The sequence below is a fragment of the Streptomyces sp. NPDC044719 genome (assembly GCF_056433405.1).
The window spans coordinates 365,725-383,689 of the sequence record NZ_JBWKHE010000005.1 but is presented as its reverse complement, the minus strand read 5'-3'; the positions used below and the strand labels follow the sequence as shown (position 1 = coordinate 383,689).

The 17,965-nt window shown below is 70.5% G+C and carries 14 protein-coding genes and 1 pseudogene; 8 read left to right on the top strand and 7 right to left on the bottom strand.

Annotation, left to right across the window (positions count from 1 at the left end; all coding sequences use genetic code 11):
- The first annotated feature begins 6 nt into the window (after positions 1-6).
- Together AC07DF_RS21915 and AC07DF_RS21910 are read left to right on the top strand one after the other, a co-directional pair.
- The gene (locus tag AC07DF_RS21915) at positions 7-1,593 is read left to right on the top strand and encodes a Na+/H+ antiporter (RefSeq protein ID WP_478973719.1); all 1,587 of its coding nucleotides are present in this window, start codon (positions 7-9) and stop codon (positions 1,591-1,593) included.
- 56 nt (positions 1,594-1,649) lie between these two features.
- Complete coding sequence (locus AC07DF_RS21910) at positions 1,650-2,390, top strand: SDR family NAD(P)-dependent oxidoreductase (RefSeq protein WP_478973716.1); 741 nt, start codon at positions 1,650-1,652, stop codon at positions 2,388-2,390.
- Between the two features lie 75 nt (positions 2,391-2,465).
- Here AC07DF_RS21910 and AC07DF_RS21905 read toward each other — a convergent pair whose 3' ends face one another.
- Positions 2,466-3,596, bottom strand: coding sequence for a mechanosensitive ion channel family protein (locus AC07DF_RS21905; RefSeq protein WP_478973713.1), 1,131 nt, complete (start codon positions 3,594-3,596; stop codon positions 2,466-2,468).
- An 87-nt stretch (positions 3,597-3,683) separates the two neighbouring features.
- Here AC07DF_RS21905 and AC07DF_RS21900 point away from each other — a divergent pair.
- A pseudogene (locus tag AC07DF_RS21900) lies at positions 3,684-4,286 on the top strand (dienelactone hydrolase family protein); the annotation flags it as partial.
- On the opposite strand, the gene AC07DF_RS21895 reads toward AC07DF_RS21900, so the two are convergent.
- The 4 genes from AC07DF_RS21895 to AC07DF_RS21880 all read right to left on the bottom strand — a co-directional run bounded on the left by AC07DF_RS21895 (position 4,271) and on the right by AC07DF_RS21880 (position 9,067).
- Positions 4,271-5,941, bottom strand: a complete 1,671-nt coding sequence (locus tag AC07DF_RS21895) for an alkaline phosphatase D family protein (protein ID WP_478973710.1) — start codon at positions 5,939-5,941, stop codon at positions 4,271-4,273. The pseudogene AC07DF_RS21900 and the gene AC07DF_RS21895 sit on opposite strands and share 16 nt — an antisense overlap.
- Before the next feature lie 92 nt (positions 5,942-6,033).
- Positions 6,034-6,852 carry a DsbA family protein gene (locus AC07DF_RS21890; RefSeq protein WP_478973707.1) on the bottom strand — a complete coding sequence of 273 codons (819 nt, stop codon included), beginning with the start codon at positions 6,850-6,852 and terminating at the stop codon, positions 6,034-6,036.
- A gap of 103 nt (positions 6,853-6,955) precedes the next feature.
- Entirely contained in the window at positions 6,956-7,660 is a 705-nt protein-coding gene (locus AC07DF_RS21885; protein ID WP_478973704.1) for a hypothetical protein, read from the bottom strand.
- An 81-nt stretch (positions 7,661-7,741) separates the two neighbouring features.
- Positions 7,742-9,067 (bottom strand): DUF2252 domain-containing protein, encoded by a 1,326-nt coding sequence (locus AC07DF_RS21880; RefSeq protein ID WP_478973701.1) that lies wholly within the window; start codon positions 9,065-9,067, stop codon positions 7,742-7,744.
- Positions 9,068-9,284: 217 nt separating this feature from the next.
- Between AC07DF_RS21880 and dnaE the strand changes: the two genes are divergently transcribed.
- Entirely contained in the window at positions 9,285-12,824 is a 3,540-nt protein-coding gene (gene dnaE / locus AC07DF_RS21875) for a DNA polymerase III subunit alpha (RefSeq protein ID WP_478973698.1), read from the top strand.
- A gap of 124 nt (positions 12,825-12,948) precedes the next feature.
- Here the strand turns inward: dnaE and AC07DF_RS21870 are convergent, their stop codons facing one another.
- Positions 12,949-13,113, bottom strand: a complete 165-nt coding sequence (locus tag AC07DF_RS21870; RefSeq protein ID WP_478973695.1) for a hypothetical protein — start codon at positions 13,111-13,113, stop codon at positions 12,949-12,951.
- 223 nt (positions 13,114-13,336) lie between these two features.
- Here AC07DF_RS21870 and AC07DF_RS21865 point away from each other — a divergent pair, with 223 nt between their 5' ends.
- The 4 genes from AC07DF_RS21865 to AC07DF_RS21850 all read left to right on the top strand — a co-directional run bounded on the left by AC07DF_RS21865 (position 13,337) and on the right by AC07DF_RS21850 (position 17,344).
- The gene (locus tag AC07DF_RS21865; RefSeq protein ID WP_478973692.1) at positions 13,337-14,548 is read left to right on the top strand and encodes an NYN domain-containing protein; all 1,212 of its coding nucleotides are present in this window, start codon (positions 13,337-13,339) and stop codon (positions 14,546-14,548) included.
- 122 nt (positions 14,549-14,670) lie between these two features.
- On the top strand, positions 14,671-15,645 hold the full coding sequence (locus AC07DF_RS21860; protein ID WP_382499059.1) for an ABC transporter ATP-binding protein: 975 nt from the start codon (positions 14,671-14,673) through the stop codon (positions 15,643-15,645).
- 107 nt (positions 15,646-15,752) lie between these two features.
- Positions 15,753-16,574 (top strand): ABC transporter permease, encoded by an 822-nt coding sequence (locus AC07DF_RS21855; protein WP_478973688.1) that lies wholly within the window; start codon positions 15,753-15,755, stop codon positions 16,572-16,574.
- 56 nt (positions 16,575-16,630) lie between these two features.
- The gene (locus AC07DF_RS21850; RefSeq protein WP_478973685.1) at positions 16,631-17,344 is read left to right on the top strand and encodes an AAA family ATPase; all 714 of its coding nucleotides are present in this window, start codon (positions 16,631-16,633) and stop codon (positions 17,342-17,344) included.
- 110 nt (positions 17,345-17,454) lie between these two features.
- Here the strand turns inward: AC07DF_RS21850 and ybaK are convergent, their stop codons facing one another.
- On the bottom strand, positions 17,455-17,964 hold the full coding sequence (gene ybaK / locus AC07DF_RS21845; RefSeq protein ID WP_478973682.1) for a Cys-tRNA(Pro) deacylase: 510 nt from the start codon (positions 17,962-17,964) through the stop codon (positions 17,455-17,457).
- Position 17,965: the final 1 nt, after the last annotated feature.

The following is a 17,965-nucleotide window of genomic DNA, read 5'->3' as shown; positions in this document are numbered from 1 at the left end:
CTGACCGTGGATCAGTTGGCCCTGTTGTTCGTGCTGCTGCTCGGGGCCGTGATCAGCGTCCCGGTCGGGGACCGGCTGCGGGTGCCCGCGCCGGTGCTGATGACGCTCCTGGGCATAGTCCTCGCGCTGCTCGAGTTCGTACCGAACGTCGAGATCCCGCCGGACCTCATCCTGCCGCTGCTGCTGCCGCCCCTGTTGTACGCCGCTGTGCGCCGCACGTCATGGCGGCAGTTCGCGGCGAACAAGAGGCCGATCTTCCTGCTGGCCGTGGCGCTGGTGTTCGTCACCATGGCCTGTGTGGCGGCCACGGCCGACGCGATCGTGCCGGGGCTGCCGCTGGCCGCGGCGTTCGCGCTCGGTGCGCTGGTCGCGCCGCCCGACCCGGTCGCGGCGACCGCCGTCGCCGGGCAGCTGGGGCTGCCGCGCCGGCTGGTGTCGATCCTGGAGGGCGAGGGACTGTTCAACGACGTGACGGCCATCGTCCTCTACCACGTGGCGATCGCCGCCGCCGTCAGCGGGACGTTCTCGCCCTGGCAGGCCGGGCTCGACCTGGTGCTGTCGGCCGTGGTGGGGGTGGTCGTGGGCATCGGGCTCGGCTGGGGCGCGAACAAGCTGATGGAGCTGCTCGGGGACGCGACCCTGCAGATCGGGCTGACCCTGCTGGTGCCGTACGCCTCGTACGTCATGGCCGAGGAACTGCACGGGTCCGGAGTGCTCGCGGTGCTCACCACCGCGGTGTTCCTCGCGGAGTACGGATCCGACGCCGACGACGTCATGACACGGCTGGCCGGGCACACGTTCTGGAACATCGTCGACACCCTCGTCACCGGCGTCGCGTTCGGTCTGGTCGGCCTCGAACTGCACAACGCCATTCGCACCGCGTCCGGCCGGTGGGGCGAACTGCTCGGCTGGGCGGCGGTGGTGGTGGCCGTCGTCGTGTTCGTACGGCTGCTGTGGCTGCTGCCGGCGACCTGGCTGACCAAACGCCTGCACGCGCGGCGGGACTACGACGAGGACATCCCGGTGAGCTGGCGCGAGACCGTGGTCATGTGGTGGTCGGGGATGCGCGGAGTGGCCTCGGTGGCGCTGGTGCTGGCCATTCCGCTGGAGACGGACACGGGCGCGCCGTTCCCCAGCCGGGACGAGCTCATCTTCATCGCCTTCGGGGTGATCGTGGCGACGCTGGTGGTGCAGGGGCTGACGTTGCCGTGGCTGGTACGGCGGCTGGGCGTGAAAGCCGACACGGATCAGGAGAAGGAACTCGCGAAGGAACTGGCGATCCGGGCGTCCAAGGCGGCGAAGCGGAGGCTGCGCGAGATCGAGGAGGAAGAGGAGCTCCCGGAGGAGTTGTCCGAGCAGATGCTGCGGCGGGCCTTCGACATCGGGGTGCGGATCAGTCCCGAGGTCGCGGAGGACGAGCGGCGGGAGGCTTCCCGGGAGCGCGCGCGGCGGGTGAAGCGGGTGCGGCGGATCCAGCAGGAGATGCTGAGCGCGGCGCGGCACGAGGTGCTGGCGGCGCGGAGTGAGCCGGGGGCCGATCCGGAGGTCGTGGACCGGGTGTTGCGGCATCTTGATGTGCGGTCGATGCGCTGAGGCGGGTCCGGCCGGGTTTTTGGGGTCGGCGGCTGACGGATCGTAGGGTCGTGGGTATGGCACGCAATGTAGTGATCAGTGGTGGAGGAACGGGGATCGGGCTCGCGGCGGCCCGGGTGTTCGCCGCGGGCGGGGACCGGGTGTTGCTGCTCGGGCGGCGGGCCGATGTGCTGGGGAAGGCAGAGGTGCCCGGGGCGCTGACGTATGCGGCGGATCTAGCCGAACCGGGGGACGTGCGGGATGTCGCCGGGTTCGTGAAGCGGGAGTTCGGGGCCGTGGACGTGCTCGTGCACAGCGCCGGAGGCAGCGGACTGCTGGAACCCGAGGCCGGGAGCGACGATCCGCTGGAGGCCCTCGCGCACAACTGGAGCGTGAACTTCCGGCTCAACCTCCTGACGTCCGTACTGCTCACCGAGGCGCTGAAGCCGCGACTCGCCGAGCCCGGCGGGCGGGTGCTGTTCCTCGGATCCATCGCCGCCTACCGGGGATCGGGGAGCGGGGCGTACGGGGCGGCCAAGGCGGGGCTGCACCCTTACGCCCATGACCTGGCCCGGGAGCTGGGACCGCGCGGCATCACCGTGAACGTGGTCGCGCCCGGCTACATCGAGGACACCGAGTTCTTCGGGAGCGCGATGGCCGAGGAACGGCGGGAGCGGCTCGTCGCGGAGACCTCGAACGGGCGGGCCGGAACACCCGGAGACGTCGCCGAGACGCTGCACTGGCTCGCCTCCCCGGGTGCCGGGCACGTCACCTCCCAGATCATCCAGGTCAACGGAGGCGCCGAGCGCGGCCACTGAGATCGGCCAGGAAGACGAGGAAGGGGCTGCCCGCACCGCGGGCAGCCCCTTCCTCGTCTTCCTGGCCGGCCTCCGTCAGCGTTCCGGCCTCGCCGAGCCGTGGTAGCGGCGCTGCTGGGGCGGGACACCGTCCTGCGACGGGCGGTGGCCGTTCCCGTTCCAGGACGGCGGCAGGATCGCGTCCGCCGTGTTGACCCGGGGGAGGGCGTACGGGTGCTCGTCGGCCAACCAGCGGACCATCTCCTCGCGCACCGTGACCCGCACCGTCCAGATGTCGTCCGCGTCCTTGGCGGTCACCAGGGCCCGCACCTGCATGGTGCTCGGGGTGGTGTCCGTGACGGACAGGTTGTAGGCGCGGCCGTCCCAGGCCGGGCACTCGCGCAGGATGTCGCGGAGCTTGTCGCGCATCGCGTCCACGGGGGCCGTGTGGTCGACGTGCCAGAAGACGATGCCGGTCATCTGCGGGGTGCCGCGCGACCAGTTCTCGAACGGCTTGGACGTGAAGTACGACACCGGCATGGTGATCCGGCGTTCGTCCCAGGTGTGGACGGTGAGGAACGTCAGCGTGATCTCCTCGACGGTGCCCCACTCGCCGTCCACCACGACGGTGTCCCCGATGCGCACCATGTCGCCGAAGGCGATCTGGAACCCCGCGAACATGTTGCTCAGCGTGGACTGGGCGGCGACACCGGCGACGATGCCGAGGATGCCGGCCGAGGCCAGCAGCGAGGCGCCCGCCGCCCGGAACGCCGGGAAGGTCAGCAGCATGCTCGCCGCGGCCACCACGCCGACGATCGCGGACACCACCCGCATGATCAGCGTCACCTGGGTGCGCACCCGGCGGACCCTGGCCGGGTCGCGGTGGGCCCGGGCGCTGGCGTACCGGCTGTACGACGTCTCGACGATCGCCCCCGCGATACGGATCACCAGCCAGGCGGTCGACCCGATCAGTACCAGGGTCAGCGCCCGGCCGATGGCCTCGTCGCGGCTCGGAAGCAGGTCCGCCTCGTCGTAGGACCCTCTCAGCAGGGCCGCGAAGAGCACGAGCTGGTAGGGGATGCGGCCGCGGCGGAGCAGACCCCACAGCGGGGTCTCGTGGTGCCGTTCGTCGGCCTTGCGCAGCAGGAAGTCGGTCGCCCAGCCGATCACTAGCGTGAGCACGACCGAGCCACCGACCACGATCAGCGGTCGCAGCAGGTTCTCCATGCCCCCGAACCTAACCGGCTCACGGCGGGCATGAACATGTGACTTCCGTCCGGTCATGGGTACTGCCGCGAAACTCGGGTTGTCACACCTGGCTGGCACCATGGCCTCATGAACATCATGCTCTTTCACTCGACCCAGGGGCTGCGGCCCGCGGTGCGCCAGGCCGCTGACCGGCTGCGCACGGCCGGACACGAGGTGTGGACGCCCGACCTCTTCGAGGGGCGCACCTTCGAGACCGTCGAGGAGGGCATGGAGCACCAGGAGAAGATCGGCAAGGACGAGCTGCTGAGGCGGGCCGTGCTGGCGGCCGCGCCCTACTCCGAGCGCGGGCTGGTGTACGCGGGATTCTCGCTCGGCGCCTCGATCGCCCAGACCCTCGCCCTCGGGGACGACAAGGCGCGCGGGCTGCTGCTCCTGCACGGCACGTCGGACATCGCGCCGGATGTCACGGCGGACGACCTGCCGGTCCAGCTGCACGTGGCGGAGCCGGATCCCTTCGAGACGGACGACTGGCTCAGCGCCTGGTATCTGCAGCTGGGCCGGACCGGCGCGGACGTCGAGGTGTACCGGTATGCCGGGGCCGGCCACCTCTACACCGACCCCGACCTGCCGGACTACGACGAGGAGGCCGCCGAGGCCACCTGGCGGGTGGCGCTCGGCTTCCTGGACTCGCTTCAGACCGGGTCGTAGACCCGCTCGAGCTTCTGTGTGCCGTTTCGGGTGCGGTAGGAGCGGGTCCATTTGGCGGTCGCGTCGCGGTTCGCGCGGTCGGAGAGGACGTAGTAGTCCATCTGCGCGCGTTCGGCCGTGATGTCCAGGACGCCGTAGCCGTGGCGGTCGGTGTCGACGAAGTGGACGTGCCGGTTGGCGGCGCGGATGACGGGTGAGGCGACCGCGGAGACCGTGCCCTCCGGGACCTTGACGATGTCGTCGAGGTTGTCCGAGGTGACCGAGGTGACGACGAACTCCGTGGCGGCGGACGGGGACAGCGGGTACGTGCCGGCGTCCACCGGCACGTCGTTGGCCCACGCCATGTGGATGTCGCCGGTGAGGAAGACGGTGTTGCGGATCGCGTTGGCGCGCAGATGGGCGAGGATCTCGCGGCGGTCGTCGGTGTAGCCGTCCCACTGGTCGGTGTTGAGGGCCAGGCCCTCCTGCGGCAGACCGAGCAGCTTGGCGAGGGGCTTCAGCAGGTCGGCGGAGAGCGAGCCGATGGCGAACGGCGAGATCATCACCGAGTTGCCGACCAGCCGCCAGGTGGTGTCGGACGCCTTCAGCCCCGCCTTGAGCCAGTCGAGCTGGGCCCGGCCGGTGAGCGTGCGGTCCGGGTCGTCGACCTCGCCGTTGCCCACCTTGACCTGCTGCGAGCGGAAGGACCGCAGGTCCAGCAACGAGAGGTCGACCAGCTTGCCGAAGCGCAGCCGGCGGTAGGTGGTGCCCGCGATCGCCGGACGCACCGGCATCCACTCGAAGTAGGCCTGCTTGGCGGCGGCCTGGCGGGCGGACCAGGCACCCTCCGCGCCCTCCGTGTGGTTCTCGGCGCCGCCCGACCAGGCGTCGTTGGCGAACTCGTGGTCGTCCCAGATGGCGACGACCGGGGCGGTGGCGTGCAGGGCCTGGAGGTCCGGGTCGGTCTTGTACCGCGCGTGCCGGATCCGGTAGTCGGCGAGCGTGACGATCTCGTGGGCCGGGGCGTGCGGGCGTACGACCGTGCCGCGCGTGCCGTACTCGCCGGTGCCGTACTCGTAGATGTAGTCGCCGAGGTGCAGCCAGGCGTCCAGGTCGCCGCGGGCCGCGAGATGGCGGTATGAGGAGAACCAGCCGGCTTCCCAGTTGGCGCAGGAGACCACGCCGAAGCGGAGGTTCGTGACGGCCGCGTCGGCCGCCGGGGCGGTGCGGGTGCGTGCGGCGGGGGAGTCGGTGCCGGCACAGGAGAAGCGGAACCAGTAGTCGGTGGCCGGCCTGAGGCCGCGGATGTCGGCCTTCACCGTGTGGTCGGAGGCGGCCCGCGCGGTGGTGGAGCCCTTGGCGACGATCGTGGTGAACGCCCGGTCCTCGGCGACGACCCAGCTCACCTCGGTGTCGGGGCCAAGACCGGAGCCGGGTATCGCCTCCGGGACGGGGGTCACGCGGGTCCACAGCAGGACGCCGTCGGGCAGGGGGTCACCGGAGGCGACGCCGTGCAGGAAGGCGGGAGCCTGGTCGACGGCGCGCGCGGGCAGGGTCGCTGCCAGCGGTCCGGCCAGGACAGCGGTCGCCGCCGCGGCCTTGACGACCGTACGGCGGCGCGGGGTGAGGGAGTTGAGGTCCTCTGACGGCTTCGATGATCTGTATCGACTGGTCACGGACGATCAGGTTACTGATCGGTACGCACCAGAGCGGGCGAACTCCGGAAGTTCGCCCGCTCTTCACATGGTGGCCCGTACCGGACCCGCCGTCACTTCTTGAGGGCCTCGCCGACCACCCTGTTGAAGTCCGCCACGGTCATCAGCGGCGTGCCCTGGCTGTCGGCGGTGAGCTGCTTGCCGTCCATGACGAAGCCCGGGGTGCCCGTCACACCGTCCTTGTTGTCGTCGAAGGTCTTCGACATGGCCATCGCCCAGGCGTCGTAGGTGCCCTTCTCGACCGCGGCCTGGAACTTCTTGTTGTCCTTCAGCTCGGGGACGGTGTTCGCGACCTTGATGAGGTAGCTGTCGTCCTTGAACTTGTCGGTCGTCTCCTCCGGGTGGTACTTCGCCGAATACAGCGCCGCCTTGTAGTCGAGGAACGCGGCGTCGCTCACGTTCAGCGCGGCGCCCAGGGCGCTCAGCGCGTTCTTGGAGCCCTCGCCGTTGTCCTTGTTGTCGATGAACGTGGCGCCGATGAACTGCATCTTGTACTTGCCGTCGTCGATGTCCTTCTTCACGGTCGGACCAACGGTCTGCTCGAACTGGGCGCACACGGGGCAGCGCGGGTCCTCGTAGACCTTCAGGGTCTTCTTGGCCGAGTCCTTGCCGATGACGACCGTGGTGCCCTTGGCGCCAGTGGTGTTGGCGGGGGTGACGACCTTGGCGTCCTTCTGGCCCTCCCAGTAGCTGGGCTTGTTGGCCTGGACGACCGCGTAGCTGATGCCGCCGGCTATCGCCAGGACGCCGACGATGGAGCAGGCGACGACGATCTGCCGCTTGACCTTCGCGCGCTTGGCCTCGCGCTCACGCTCGGCGCGCAGCCGCTCGCGGGCCGCCGTCTTCGCCGCCTGGCTGTTCCGCTTGCTCATGGTGATGTTCTCCGTAAGGGGACGCGCACACGTGGGTGTGCGGAATGCGTTGGGGGACTGCCTGTGCTCGAGAAGCTCGAAAGCTCGAAAGTGCGGGAGTGCCTCAGACGAAGGCGGGCGAGCACGGCGGTCCACGCCGCCCCAGGGAGTACGTGAGGATCCGGTCGCGGGCGGTGGGCGTGCGGTCGGCGGCGCGCGCCGGCAGGCACCGCCCAGCCGGAGCCCGCTCCACCGCGACCGCGGCGACCGCCAGCAGCAGCGGCAGGACCCTGGTGGAGACCGCCGCCGCCACGGCCCGCAGCAGCTGGGCCAGGGCCCGCTCGCCGCGGCGCAGCCAGACGGCGGCGACCAGGCCCACGCCGATGTGCGCGCCGAGCAGCAGCCAAGGGGTGGCCGGGTCGGCCTGCGCGACCGCGGCCGCGAGCCGGTCGGTGCCGGTGGCCCCGGCCATCCGGGCCAGCGGGGTGCCGACCTCGCCGCCCCCGCACAGCACGTCCAGGCCGACCGAACGCAACGGACCGGCGACCGGGCCGCCCGCCCGGCCGTAGCAGGCGTGCTGACCGGTGGTGAACACCGTGTCGGCGGCCAGTTCCAGCGGGATCAGCAGGGCCGCGATCCTCCCGAAGGAGCGCTCGCGGCCCGCCAGGGCGTACGCGATCACGAACACGGCGGCGGCGACCGCGGCCACCGTGCCCATCGGGAGCGGGACCTGGGACAGCAGCACGTGCGACGCGGTGCTGAGCGTCACGACCACTGCCGTGAACAGCGCCGCGCGTACGGCTCTGAGCTGGATCCCGGATATGTCCATAGCGAAAGGAGAGTCTGTCATGGGGGCCGGTAAGGGACCCCTAAAGGATGCCTGTGGGAGAGCGGATGGCAAAAGCCCCGGCTACAGGCCCGGGATCCGGCCGTTGCGGAACAGGTCCACGAAGGTCTGGTGGTCGGCCCGCGCGCGTGCGCCGTAGCTGTGCGCGAAGTCGACCAGCAGCGGCGGGAAGCCGTCCTCGTCGGCCGCGATCGCCGCGTCGATGGCCCGCTCCGTGGAGAACGGCACCAGGGACTCACCGGACTGGTCGTCCGCCGCCGAGTGCATCGTGGCCGTCGCCCGGCCGAGGTCGGCCACCACCTGGGCGATCTCCTCCGGGTCGTCGATGTCGCCCCAGTCGAGGTCCACGGCGTACGGCGACACCTCGGCGACCAGCTGGCCCGAGCCGTCCAGCTCCGTCCAGCCCAGCCACGGGTCGGCGTGGGCCTGGAGGGCACGCTGGGAGATGACCGTGCGGTGCCCCTCGTGCTGGAAGTAGTCGCTGATCGCCTGGTCCGTGATGTGCCGGGAGACCGCCGGGGTCTGGGCCTGCTTGATGTAGATCACGACATCGTTCTCCAGGGCGTCGCTGTGGCCCTCCAGGAGGATGTTGTACGACGGCAGCCCCGCCGAGCCGATGCCGATGCCCCGCCGGCCGACGACGTCCTTCACACGGTAGGAGTCCGGGCGGGCCAGGGAGCTGTCCGGCAGCGTCTCCAGGTAGCCGTCGAAGGCGGCGAGGACCTTGTAGCGCGTGGCCGCGTCCAGCTCGACGGAGCCGCCGCCCGGCGCGAAGCGGCGCTCGAAGTCGCGGATCTCCGTCATCGACTCCAGCAGGCCGAACCGGGTCAGCGAGCGGGCGTCACGCAGCGCGTCCAGCAGCGGGCCCTGCGCGGTGTCCAGCGTGAACGGCGGCACCTCGTCGCTCTTCGCACCCGTGGCCAGGGCGTGGATCCGCTCGCGGTAGGCCACCGCGTAGATCGTCACCAGCTCGGAGATCTGCTCGTCGCTGAGTGCCTTCGCGTACCCGATCAGCGCGATGGAGGCGGCGAAGCGCTTCAGGTCCCAGGTGAAGGGGCCGACGTAGGCCTCGTCGAAGTCGTTGACGTTGAAGATCAGCCGGCCGTTGGCGTCCATGTACGTGCCGAAGTTCTCCGCGTGCAGGTCGCCGTGGATCCACACGCGCGAGGTGCGCTCGTCCAGGTACGGCCCGCCCCGCTTCTCTGCGTCGAGGTCTTGGTAGAAGAGGCACGCCGTGCCCCGGTAGAAGGCGAAGGCGGATGCCGCCATCTTCCGGAACTTCACGCGGAACGCGGCCGGGTCGGCGGCCAGCAGCTGGCCGAAGGCGGTGTCGAAGACGGCGAGGATCTCCTCACCGCGGTGCTCGTCGTCGAGCTGCGGGAACGACATCGCTGGGTGCCTCCTGGTGCAGATGTTTCAGGGCGGCAGGTCCGCCCCTTGACTAACGTGCGGCGGGCCGCGGGAGTGCCCCGGACCCTCGCATGAAGGTACGCGGGTCAGCCCTCGGAGTGTCAGTGCCGAGGCATAGACTTCGACGCTGTCCCCCCAGACTGTGCGCAGCCTGTCGGGCCCCATTCGACCGCTCTTCTCCCTGGAGGCCGAAGCCGTGTCAAAGCCGCCGTTCACGCACCTGCACGTCCACACCCAGTACTCGCTGCTGGACGGTGCCGCGCGGCTGAAGGACATGTTCAACGCGTGCAACGAGATGGGCATGTCGCACATCGCCATGTCCGACCACGGCAACCTCCACGGGGCGTACGACTTCTTCCACTCCGCGCAGAAGGCCGGGGTCACGCCGATCATCGGCATCGAGGCGTACGTCGCGCCCGAGTCCCGCCGCAACAAGCGCAAGATCCAGTGGGGCCAGCCGCACCAGAAGCGGGACGACGTCTCCGGTTCCGGTGGCTACACCCACAAGACGATGTGGGCGGTCAACAGCACCGGCCTGCACAACCTCTTCCGCCTGTCCTCCGACGCGTACGCGGAGGGCTGGCTCCAGAAGTGGCCCCGGATGGACAAGGAGACCATCTCCCAGTGGTCCGAGGGGATCGTCGCCTCCACCGGCTGCCCCTCCGGCGAGGTCCAGACCCGGCTGCGCCTCGGCCATTTCGACGAGGCCCTCAAGGCCGCCGCCGACTACCAGGACATCTTCGGCAAGGACCGCTACTTCCTGGAGCTGATGGACCACGGCATCGAGATCGAGCGCCGGGTCCGCGACGGCCTGCTGGAGATCAGCAAGAAGCTCGGCATCCCCCCGCTGGTCACCAACGACTCGCACTACACCTACTCGCACGAGGCGGGCGCCCACGACGCCCTGCTGTGCATCCAGACCGGCAAGAACCTCTCCGACCCCGACCGCTTCAGGTTCGACGGCACCGGCTACTACCTGAAGTCCACCGACGAGATGTACGCCATCGACTCCTCGGACGCCTGGCAGGAGGGCTGCGCCAACACCCGGCTGGTCGCCGAGATGGTCGACACCACGGGCATGTTCGAGAAGCGCGACCTCATGCCCAAGTTCGACATCCCGGAGGGGTACACGGAGGTCAGCTGGTTCCGCGAGGAGACCCTGCGCGGCATGCACCGCCGCTTCCCGGACGGCATCCCGGACGACCGCATGAAGCAGGTCGAGTACGAGATGGACACCATCATCTCAATGGGCTTCCCGGGCTACTTCCTCGTGGTCGCCGACTTCATCATGTGGGCCAAGAAGCAGGGCATCGCGGTCGGCCCCGGCCGAGGCTCCGCGGCCGGCTCGATCGTCGCCTACGCCCTCGGCATCACCGACCTCGACCCCATCCCGCACGGCCTGATCTTCGAGCGGTTCCTCAACCCCGAGCGCATCTCCATGCCCGATGTCGACATCGACTTCGACGAGCGCCGGCGCGTCGAGGTGATCCGGTACGTGACGGAGAAGTACGGCGCCGACAAGGTCGCCATGATCGGCACCTACGGCACCATCAAGGCCAAGAACGCGATCAAGGACTCCGCGCGCGTGCTGGGCTACCCGTACGCGATGGGCGACCGCCTCACCAAGGCCATGCCCGCCGACGTCCTCGGCAAGGGCATCAACCTCGACGGCATCACCAATCCCGAGCACCCCCGTTACTCGGAGGCGGGCGAGATCCGGGGGATGTACGAGAACGAGCCGGACGTGAAGAAGGTCATCGACACCGCCAAGGGCGTCGAGGGCCTGGTCCGCCAGATGGGTGTGCACGCCGCCGGCGTGATCATGTCCAGCGAGACGATCACCGACCACGTCCCCGTCTGGGTCAGGCACACGGACAAGGTCACCATCACCCAGTGGGACTACCCGAGCTGTGAGTCGCTCGGCCTGCTGAAGATGGACTTCCTCGGCCTGCGCAACCTGACGATCATGGACGACGCCGTCAAGATGGTGAAGTCCAACAAGGGGGTCGACATCGACCTCCTGAGCCTCCCGCTCGACGACCCCACGACCTTCGACCTGCTCCAGCGCGGCGACACCCTCGGCGTCTTCCAGTTCGACGGCGGCCCGATGCGCTCCCTGCTCCGGCTGATGAAGCCGGACAACTTCGAAGACATCTCCGCCGTGTCGGCCCTGTACCGCCCGGGCCCGATGGGCATGAACTCCCACACGAACTACGCCCTTCGAAAGAACGGCCAGCAGGAGATCACGCCGATCCACCCCGAGCTGGAGGAGCCGCTCAAGGAGGTCCTGGACGTCACCCACGGCCTGATCGTCTACCAGGAGCAGGTGCAGAAGGCCGCCCAGATCATCGCCGGCTACTCGCTCGGCGAGGCCGACATCCTCCGTCGCGTCATGGGCAAGAAGAAGCCCGAGGAGCTGGCGAAGAACTTCGTCCTCTTCCAGGAGGGCGCCCGCAAGAAGGGCTTCAGCGACGAGGCCATCCAGGCCCTGTGGGACGTGCTGGTCCCCTTCGCCGGCTACGCGTTCAACAAGGCGCACTCCGCCGCGTACGGCCTGGTCTCGTACTGGACCGCGTATCTCAAGGCGAACCACCCCGCCGAGTACATGGCCGCCCTGCTCACCTCGGTGAAGGACGACAAGGACAAGTCGGCCGTCTACCTCAACGAGTGCCGCCGCATGGGCATCAAGGTCCTCCCGCCGGACGTCAACGAGTCGATGTCCAACTTCGCGGCCCAGGGCGACGACGTGATCCTCTTCGGCCTCTCCGCCGTCCGCAACGTCGGCACGAACGTCGTCGAGTCGATCATCAGGTGCCGCAAGGCCAAGGGAAAGTACGTCTCCTTCCCGGACTACCTCGACAAGGTGGAGGCGGTGGTCTGCAACAAGCGCACCACCGAATCGCTGATCAAGGCCGGTGCCTTCGACGCCATGGGCCACACCCGCAAGGGTCTGACCGCGCACTACGAGCCGATGATCGACAACGTGGTCGCGGTCAAGCGCAAGGAGGCCGAGGGCCAGTTCGACCTCTTCGGCGGCATGGGCGAGGCCGAGACCAGCGAGCCGGGCTTCGGTCTCGACGTGGAGTTCTCCCCCGACGAGTGGGACAAGACCTATCTGCTCGCCCAGGAGCGGGAGATGCTCGGTCTGTACGTCTCCGACCACCCGCTGTTCGGTCTGGAGCACATCCTGTCCGACAAGGCGGACGCGGGCATCTCCCAGCTGACCGGAGGTGACTATTCCGACGGCTCGGTGGTGACCATCGGCGGCATCATCTCCGGCCTCCAGCGCAAGATGACCAAGCAGGGCAACGCCTGGGCCATCGCCACCGTCGAGGACCTCGCCGGTTCGATCGAGTGCATGTTCTTCCCCGCGACCTACCAGCTCGTCTCGACGCAACTCGTCGAGGACGCCGTGGTGTTCGTCAAGGGACGTCTCGACAAGCGCGAGGACATCCCGCGGCTCGTCGCCATGGAGCTGATGGTGCCGGACCTGTCCAACGCGGGCACCAACGCGCCCGTGATCCTCACCATCCCGGCCACCCGGGTCACCCCGCCGCTGGTCAGCCGTCTCGGCGAGGTGCTCAGCCACCACAAGGGCGACAGCGAGGTCCGGATCAAGCTCCAGGGGCCGACCAAGACCACCGTGCTGCGTCTGGACCGGCACCGGGTGAAGCCGGACCCGGCGCTCTTCGGTGACCTGAAGGTGCTGCTCGGGCCCTCCTGCCTGGCCGGCTGAGGCAGGGCCCGGGGAGCGGGCCGGCGAAAGGCTCTCGACGCGCGTGAGGGGCGTACCCGCTACCGGGTACGCCCCTCACGCATATGCGCAAGTGAGTGGGTCTCAACGACCCGTCACGCAGATGTCAGTTGTGACCGAAGCTGCGCTTCCGCTTCCGGGTCGCCATGTCGCCCGGGGCGGCGACCTCGACTTCGGGCTGGTGCTCCGTCTGCGCCGCGGGGCTGCGGTCCGCCCGCTGGCCACGCTCGGTGGGACGCTGCTTGCGTTCACGGTTCTTGTTCTTGGCCATGGTGATGCCTCCTGTGGGGGATCTAGGGGCCAGGGCCGGGACCAGATTCACACAGGCCGACAACGATCGCATGTCGGACAATTACCGTGCGTGACAGGGCTGGTCGGAGCGGGAGCCCCGGAAACGCCACGCCGAAGATCGAGTTCCGGCCGTTAACCTCCGCGCCGTCGGGCAGACTCGAAGCAAGCCCGAACGCAAACCTCCTGGGAAGAGGGTGAGTCGTGTGGACCGCTGCATCGTCCTGGTGGACGCCGGGTATCTGCTGGGAGCGGCGGCGAGTCTCCTCGCCGGGGAACCCTCACGATCCCGCATCACCGTCGACCACACGGCCCTCATCCAGGGGCTGCGCGAACGCGCCGAGTCCGATACGCAGCAGCCCCTGCTGCGCATCTACTGGTTCGACGGCGCCCCCGACCGCGTCCCGCAGCCCGAGCACCGCCGGCTGCGCGTGATGCCCCGGGTCACCGTCCGGCTGGGCGCGCTGACCCGCAGCGACGGCCGCTGGGCGCAGAAGGGCGTGGACGCCGCGATGCACGCCGAGCTCACCGAGCTGGCCCGCAACCGCGCCTGCTCCGACGTCGTCCTCGTCACCGGCGACGGCGACCTGCTGCCCGGCATGATGGCCGCCAAGGAGCACGGCGTCGCCGTCCACCTGTGGGCCGTCCAAGCCGCCGACGGCGACTACAACCAGTCCGAGGACCTGGTCGCCGAGGCCGACGAGCGGCGCGTCCTGGACCGGACGTGGATCACCAAGGCGGTCCGCGCCAAGGAGTACACCGGCGTGTGCGCCCCGCAGCCCGTGCCCCGGCCCGAGATCGCCGCGATCCTCTCCGCGCCGCTGCCCGAGTCCTCGCTCGCCGCCACGGCCGAGCGGCCCGCCCCGCCGCCCCCGCACCCCGTCGCCGGCCCCGGGCAGAACGGCACCGAGGAGCGGGTCCCCGCCCCCAAAGGCGTCCCCACGCCCAAAGACTTGGCCGCACTGCGCGCCCCCGGAGCCCAGCCCGCCCAGCCCCCCGCCTCCGCCACCCTCCGCTGGTCCTCCGACAAGGGCTGGGTCGACCGGCCCACGGCCGAGCCTCCAGAAGCCGCCTCGATGCCGACGCTCGCCCAGCTGACCACGGCCGAGCAGCGGTGGGCCGACCGCGAGGAGGACATCACCACGGTCGGCGGCGACCCGTACGAGGTGGGGCAGGTCTTCGCCCGGCGCTGGGTGGAGCGCCTCGGCGACCAGAGCCATCTGCCGAAGCTGTCGGGGATGTACCCGCGCATCCCGCACCGGGTCGACGGGGAGCTGCTGCGCTACGCCGCCCGCTTCGGCCTGCTCGCCCACAAGGACGACCAGATCGACGAACGGGACCGGTACGCCATCCGGGCCGGTTTCTGGCGGGAGATCGGCGTGCGCACGGGCGTGGAGCACACGCCCGTCGGTGACTGAGTCCTTGCGAGCGGATTTCCCGGAATGGACCGACCCGAGAACGGGCCGGGGTTCCCGACCCCGTAGTCTCGTCCCTTGTGAGTAAGCGCGCGGCACAGGCATTTCGGCACGATGGTGACGTCGTGTGCGCGGTCCGCGGGCTGACCAAGACCTATCCGGCGGTCCGGGGTCGGCGCGGCGCGCCCGGAACACCCGAGGTCCGGGCCACGGACGACGTACGGCTGGACATCAGGCGCGGCGAGATCTTCGGCCTGCTCGGGCCCAACGGCGCCGGCAAGTCCACCCTCGTACGGCAGCTCACCGGGCTGATGCGGCCCGACCGCGGCAGCGTGGAGATCCTCGGGCACGACATCGTGCGCCACCCGGAACGGGCCGCGCGCATCCTCGCCTACCTCGGGCAGGAGTCGACGGCCCTCGACGAGCTCACCGTGTCACTCGCCGCCGAGACCACCGGACGGCTGCGCGGCCTGGACGTACGGGCCGCGCGGGCCGAGCGGGACGACGTACTCGACGAGCTGGGGCTCGCGCCGCTCGCCGGGCGGCCGCTGAAGAAGCTCTCCGGGGGCCAGCGGCGTCTGGCGTGCTTCGCCGCGGCACTGGTGGGGGAGCGGTCGCTGCTCGTGCTCGACGAGCCGACCTCCGGCATGGACCCGGTGGCGCGGCGGGCCGTGTGGTCCGCCGTCGACCGGCGACGCGCCGAACGCGGGACGACCGTGCTGCTCGTCACCCACAACGTCATCGAGGCCGAGACCGTACTGGACCGGGTGGCCGTCCTCGACCGGGGGAAGGTGATCGCCTGCGACACCCCGGCCGGGCTCAAGGAACAGGTCGCCGGTGAGGTGCGGGTGGAGCTGGTGTGGCGGGACGCGGCGCCGCTGCACGTCCCCGAGGTGGCCGCGCTGCGGGACCGCGTCGTGGAGTCGGGCCGCCGCTGGACGCTCCGGCTCGGGCCCGAGGAGGCCCGGGCCGTCGTCGCCACCGTCACCGGCGGGGCCGCCTTCGCCGCCCTGGACGACTTCACGCTGGCCACGCCGAGCCTGGAGGACGTCTACCTCGCCCTGGGCGGTGCCGTGCAGCAGGGGCTGGTGAAGGCGTGAGGACTACCGGGGCCCTGAGTGCGGGGGACTTGAGCGCACAGGCCGCCGCATACGTACCGAACAGGGCGACTGCCGCAGTGGACCCGAGCGAAGGGGAGCAGCGCGACGTGAGTGTCGTACCCGCCGATGTCCTGCCGGGCAGTGCCCTGGCCGCGGAGGAGCCGGCCGCGAGCGCGGCCGAGCTCGGGCCCAGGGCGCGGCTGTGGCCTTCGCTGGCGGCCGTGTACCGGGCGCAGCTGTCCCGGGCGCGGGTCGCGCGGATCCCGCTGCTGTTCGTGGCGACCTTCCAGTCGATCGGGATCATGATCCTGATGCGCGGCGTCGTGGACGACGGGGCCGAGGCGCAGGCGGTCGTCGCCGGTTCTTCGGTCCTGGTCGTCGCCTTCGTCGCGCTGAACCTGCTCGCGCAGTACTTCGGGCAGCTGCGGGCCAGTGGCGGACTCGACCACTACGCGACCCTGCCGGTGCCGCCGGCGGCGGTGGTGCTGGGCGCGGCGGGCGCGTACGCCTCGTTCACCGTGCCGGGGACCATCGTGACGGCGGTGTTCGGCTGCGCGCTGTTCGGGCTGCCGCTGGCCCATCTGTGGATCCTCATGGCCGTGATCCCGCTCGCGGGCGCCGCGCTGGCCGGGCTGGGGGCGGCGCTGGGGCTGCTCGCGCCCCGGCCGGAGCTGGCCACACTGCTCGGACAGCTGGGCATGTCGGCGGCGCTGCTGCTGGGCGTGCTGCCGGCGGACCGGATGCCGGAGGTCGTGCGCTTCGCGCGGGACCTGCTGCCGTCGACCTACGGGGTCGAGGCCTTCGCGCGGACGTTCGGGCCGCATCCCGACTGGGCCTTCGTGCTCGGTGACCTCGCCGTGTGCGGGGTGGTGGGCGTCGTCTCGCTGGCCGTGGCGACCTGGGCGTACCGCCGGGCGGCCGTCCGTTGAGCGCGGAGCGGTCGTCCGGTGACGCGGCGCACAGGCGGGGCTGGCACGATGGCAGGGTGACCGCACCACTGACTCCGCCACCGCCACCGCATGAACGTTCCGCGCAGGACGCGTGGCAGCCGCCGGCCGCCGGCCCCGGGGCGAACGGGCCCCAGGCTCCCGGGTCTCAGCACGCCGAGTACGCCGAGGGCGCCGGGCACGGCTGGTACGGACAGGACGGCCCCGGAATGAAGACCGAAGTGCGGGAAGCCGCCGTGATCTCGCTGGCCGTGGCGCTGGGCGGGGTGCTGCTCGGGGTTCTCTGGTGGTGGCTCGCGCCGCACGTGCCGCTGGTCGGTGACGTGGTGGAGGGCAACTGGGTCGTCTACCTCAAGGACACCGAGGGCGAGCAGGCCGTCGGGGTCGACGGCGTGTTCACGTTGCTCGGGCTGGGCTTCGGGGTCGTCAGCGCGCTGGTCGTGTTCCTGCTGCGGCGGCGTGGGGGTGTGCCGCTGGTGGTGGGACTGGCCGTCGGCGGGCTGCTCGGGTCGCTGCTGGCGTGGCGGCTCGGGGTGTGGCTCGGGCCCGCGGAGGATGTCATCGCGCGGGCGCGGGATGCGGGGCGGGGGGTGACGTTCTCCGCGCCGTTGAAGCTGGGGGCGAAGGGGGCGTTGCTGGCCTGGCCGCTTGCCGCGCTGGTGTTGCATCTGGGGCTTACGGCGTTGTTCGGGCCTCGGGATCCTGAGCCGGAGTTCGAGCACGGGCCTCATGAGGCGCCGCCTGCCGCGTAGATGCTCGGCGTTGGGGCTGGGGCGCGGGTGGGTGCGCAGCTCGGCGCGACGAGGTGCCGCTGCGCCCACCCGTGCCGCCCCTAGCGGCACGCATGCCCGCAGCTGAGCGGCTAGGCGGTCACACGCCCGATGGGCGCCAGGATCGCCTCCGTCAGTTTGGCCAGGGTCTCCGGTGACAGTTCCACCTCCAGGCCCCTCCGGCCCGCCGAGACGCAGATCGTCGGGTGGGACGACGCCGACTCGTCGAGGACCGTCGGGAGTTTCTTGCGCTGGCCCAGCGGTGAGATGCCGCCGCGGACGTAACCCGTGGTGCGTTCCGCCAGGGTCGGGTCGGCCATCGTGGCGCGTTTGCCGCCGACCGCTGCCGCCAGGGCCTTGAGGTCCAGTTGGCCCGCCACCGGGACCACGGCCACCGTCAACGCGCCGTCGACGTCCGCCACCAGGGTCTTGAACACCCGGTCCGGTGAGACGCCCATCGCCTCGGCCGCCTCTTCGCCGTAGGAGGGGTGGGCGGGATCGTGCTCGTAGGAGTGGACGGTGAAGTCCACGCCCGCCGTCGTGAGCGCGACCGTGGCGGGCGTGCCCCCCGGCTGCTGTTGCTTCTTCGACTTCTTCGCCATG

Bases quoted from the DNA above. Each gene is read 5' to 3' on its own strand.
- AC07DF_RS21890 (WP_478973707.1), bottom strand. From the start codon at position 6,852: ATGAGCAAGCGGAACAGCCAGGCGGCGAAGACGGCGGCCCGCGAGCGG.
- AC07DF_RS21885 (WP_478973704.1), bottom strand. From the start codon at position 7,660: ATGGACATATCCGGGATCCAGCTCAGAGCCGTACGCGCGGCGCTGTTC.
- AC07DF_RS21870 (WP_478973695.1), bottom strand. From the start codon at position 13,113: ATGGCCAAGAACAAGAACCGTGAACGCAAGCAGCGTCCCACCGAGCGT.
- AC07DF_RS21910 (WP_478973716.1), top strand. From the start codon at position 1,650: ATGGCACGCAATGTAGTGATCAGTGGTGGAGGAACGGGGATCGGGCTC.
- AC07DF_RS21905 (WP_478973713.1), bottom strand. From the start codon at position 3,596: ATGGAGAACCTGCTGCGACCGCTGATCGTGGTCGGTGGCTCGGTCGTG.
- AC07DF_RS21880 (WP_478973701.1), bottom strand. From the start codon at position 9,067: ATGTCGTTCCCGCAGCTCGACGACGAGCACCGCGGTGAGGAGATCCTC.
- ybaK (WP_478973682.1), bottom strand. From the start codon at position 17,964: ATGGCGAAGAAGTCGAAGAAGCAACAGCAGCCGGGGGGCACGCCCGCC.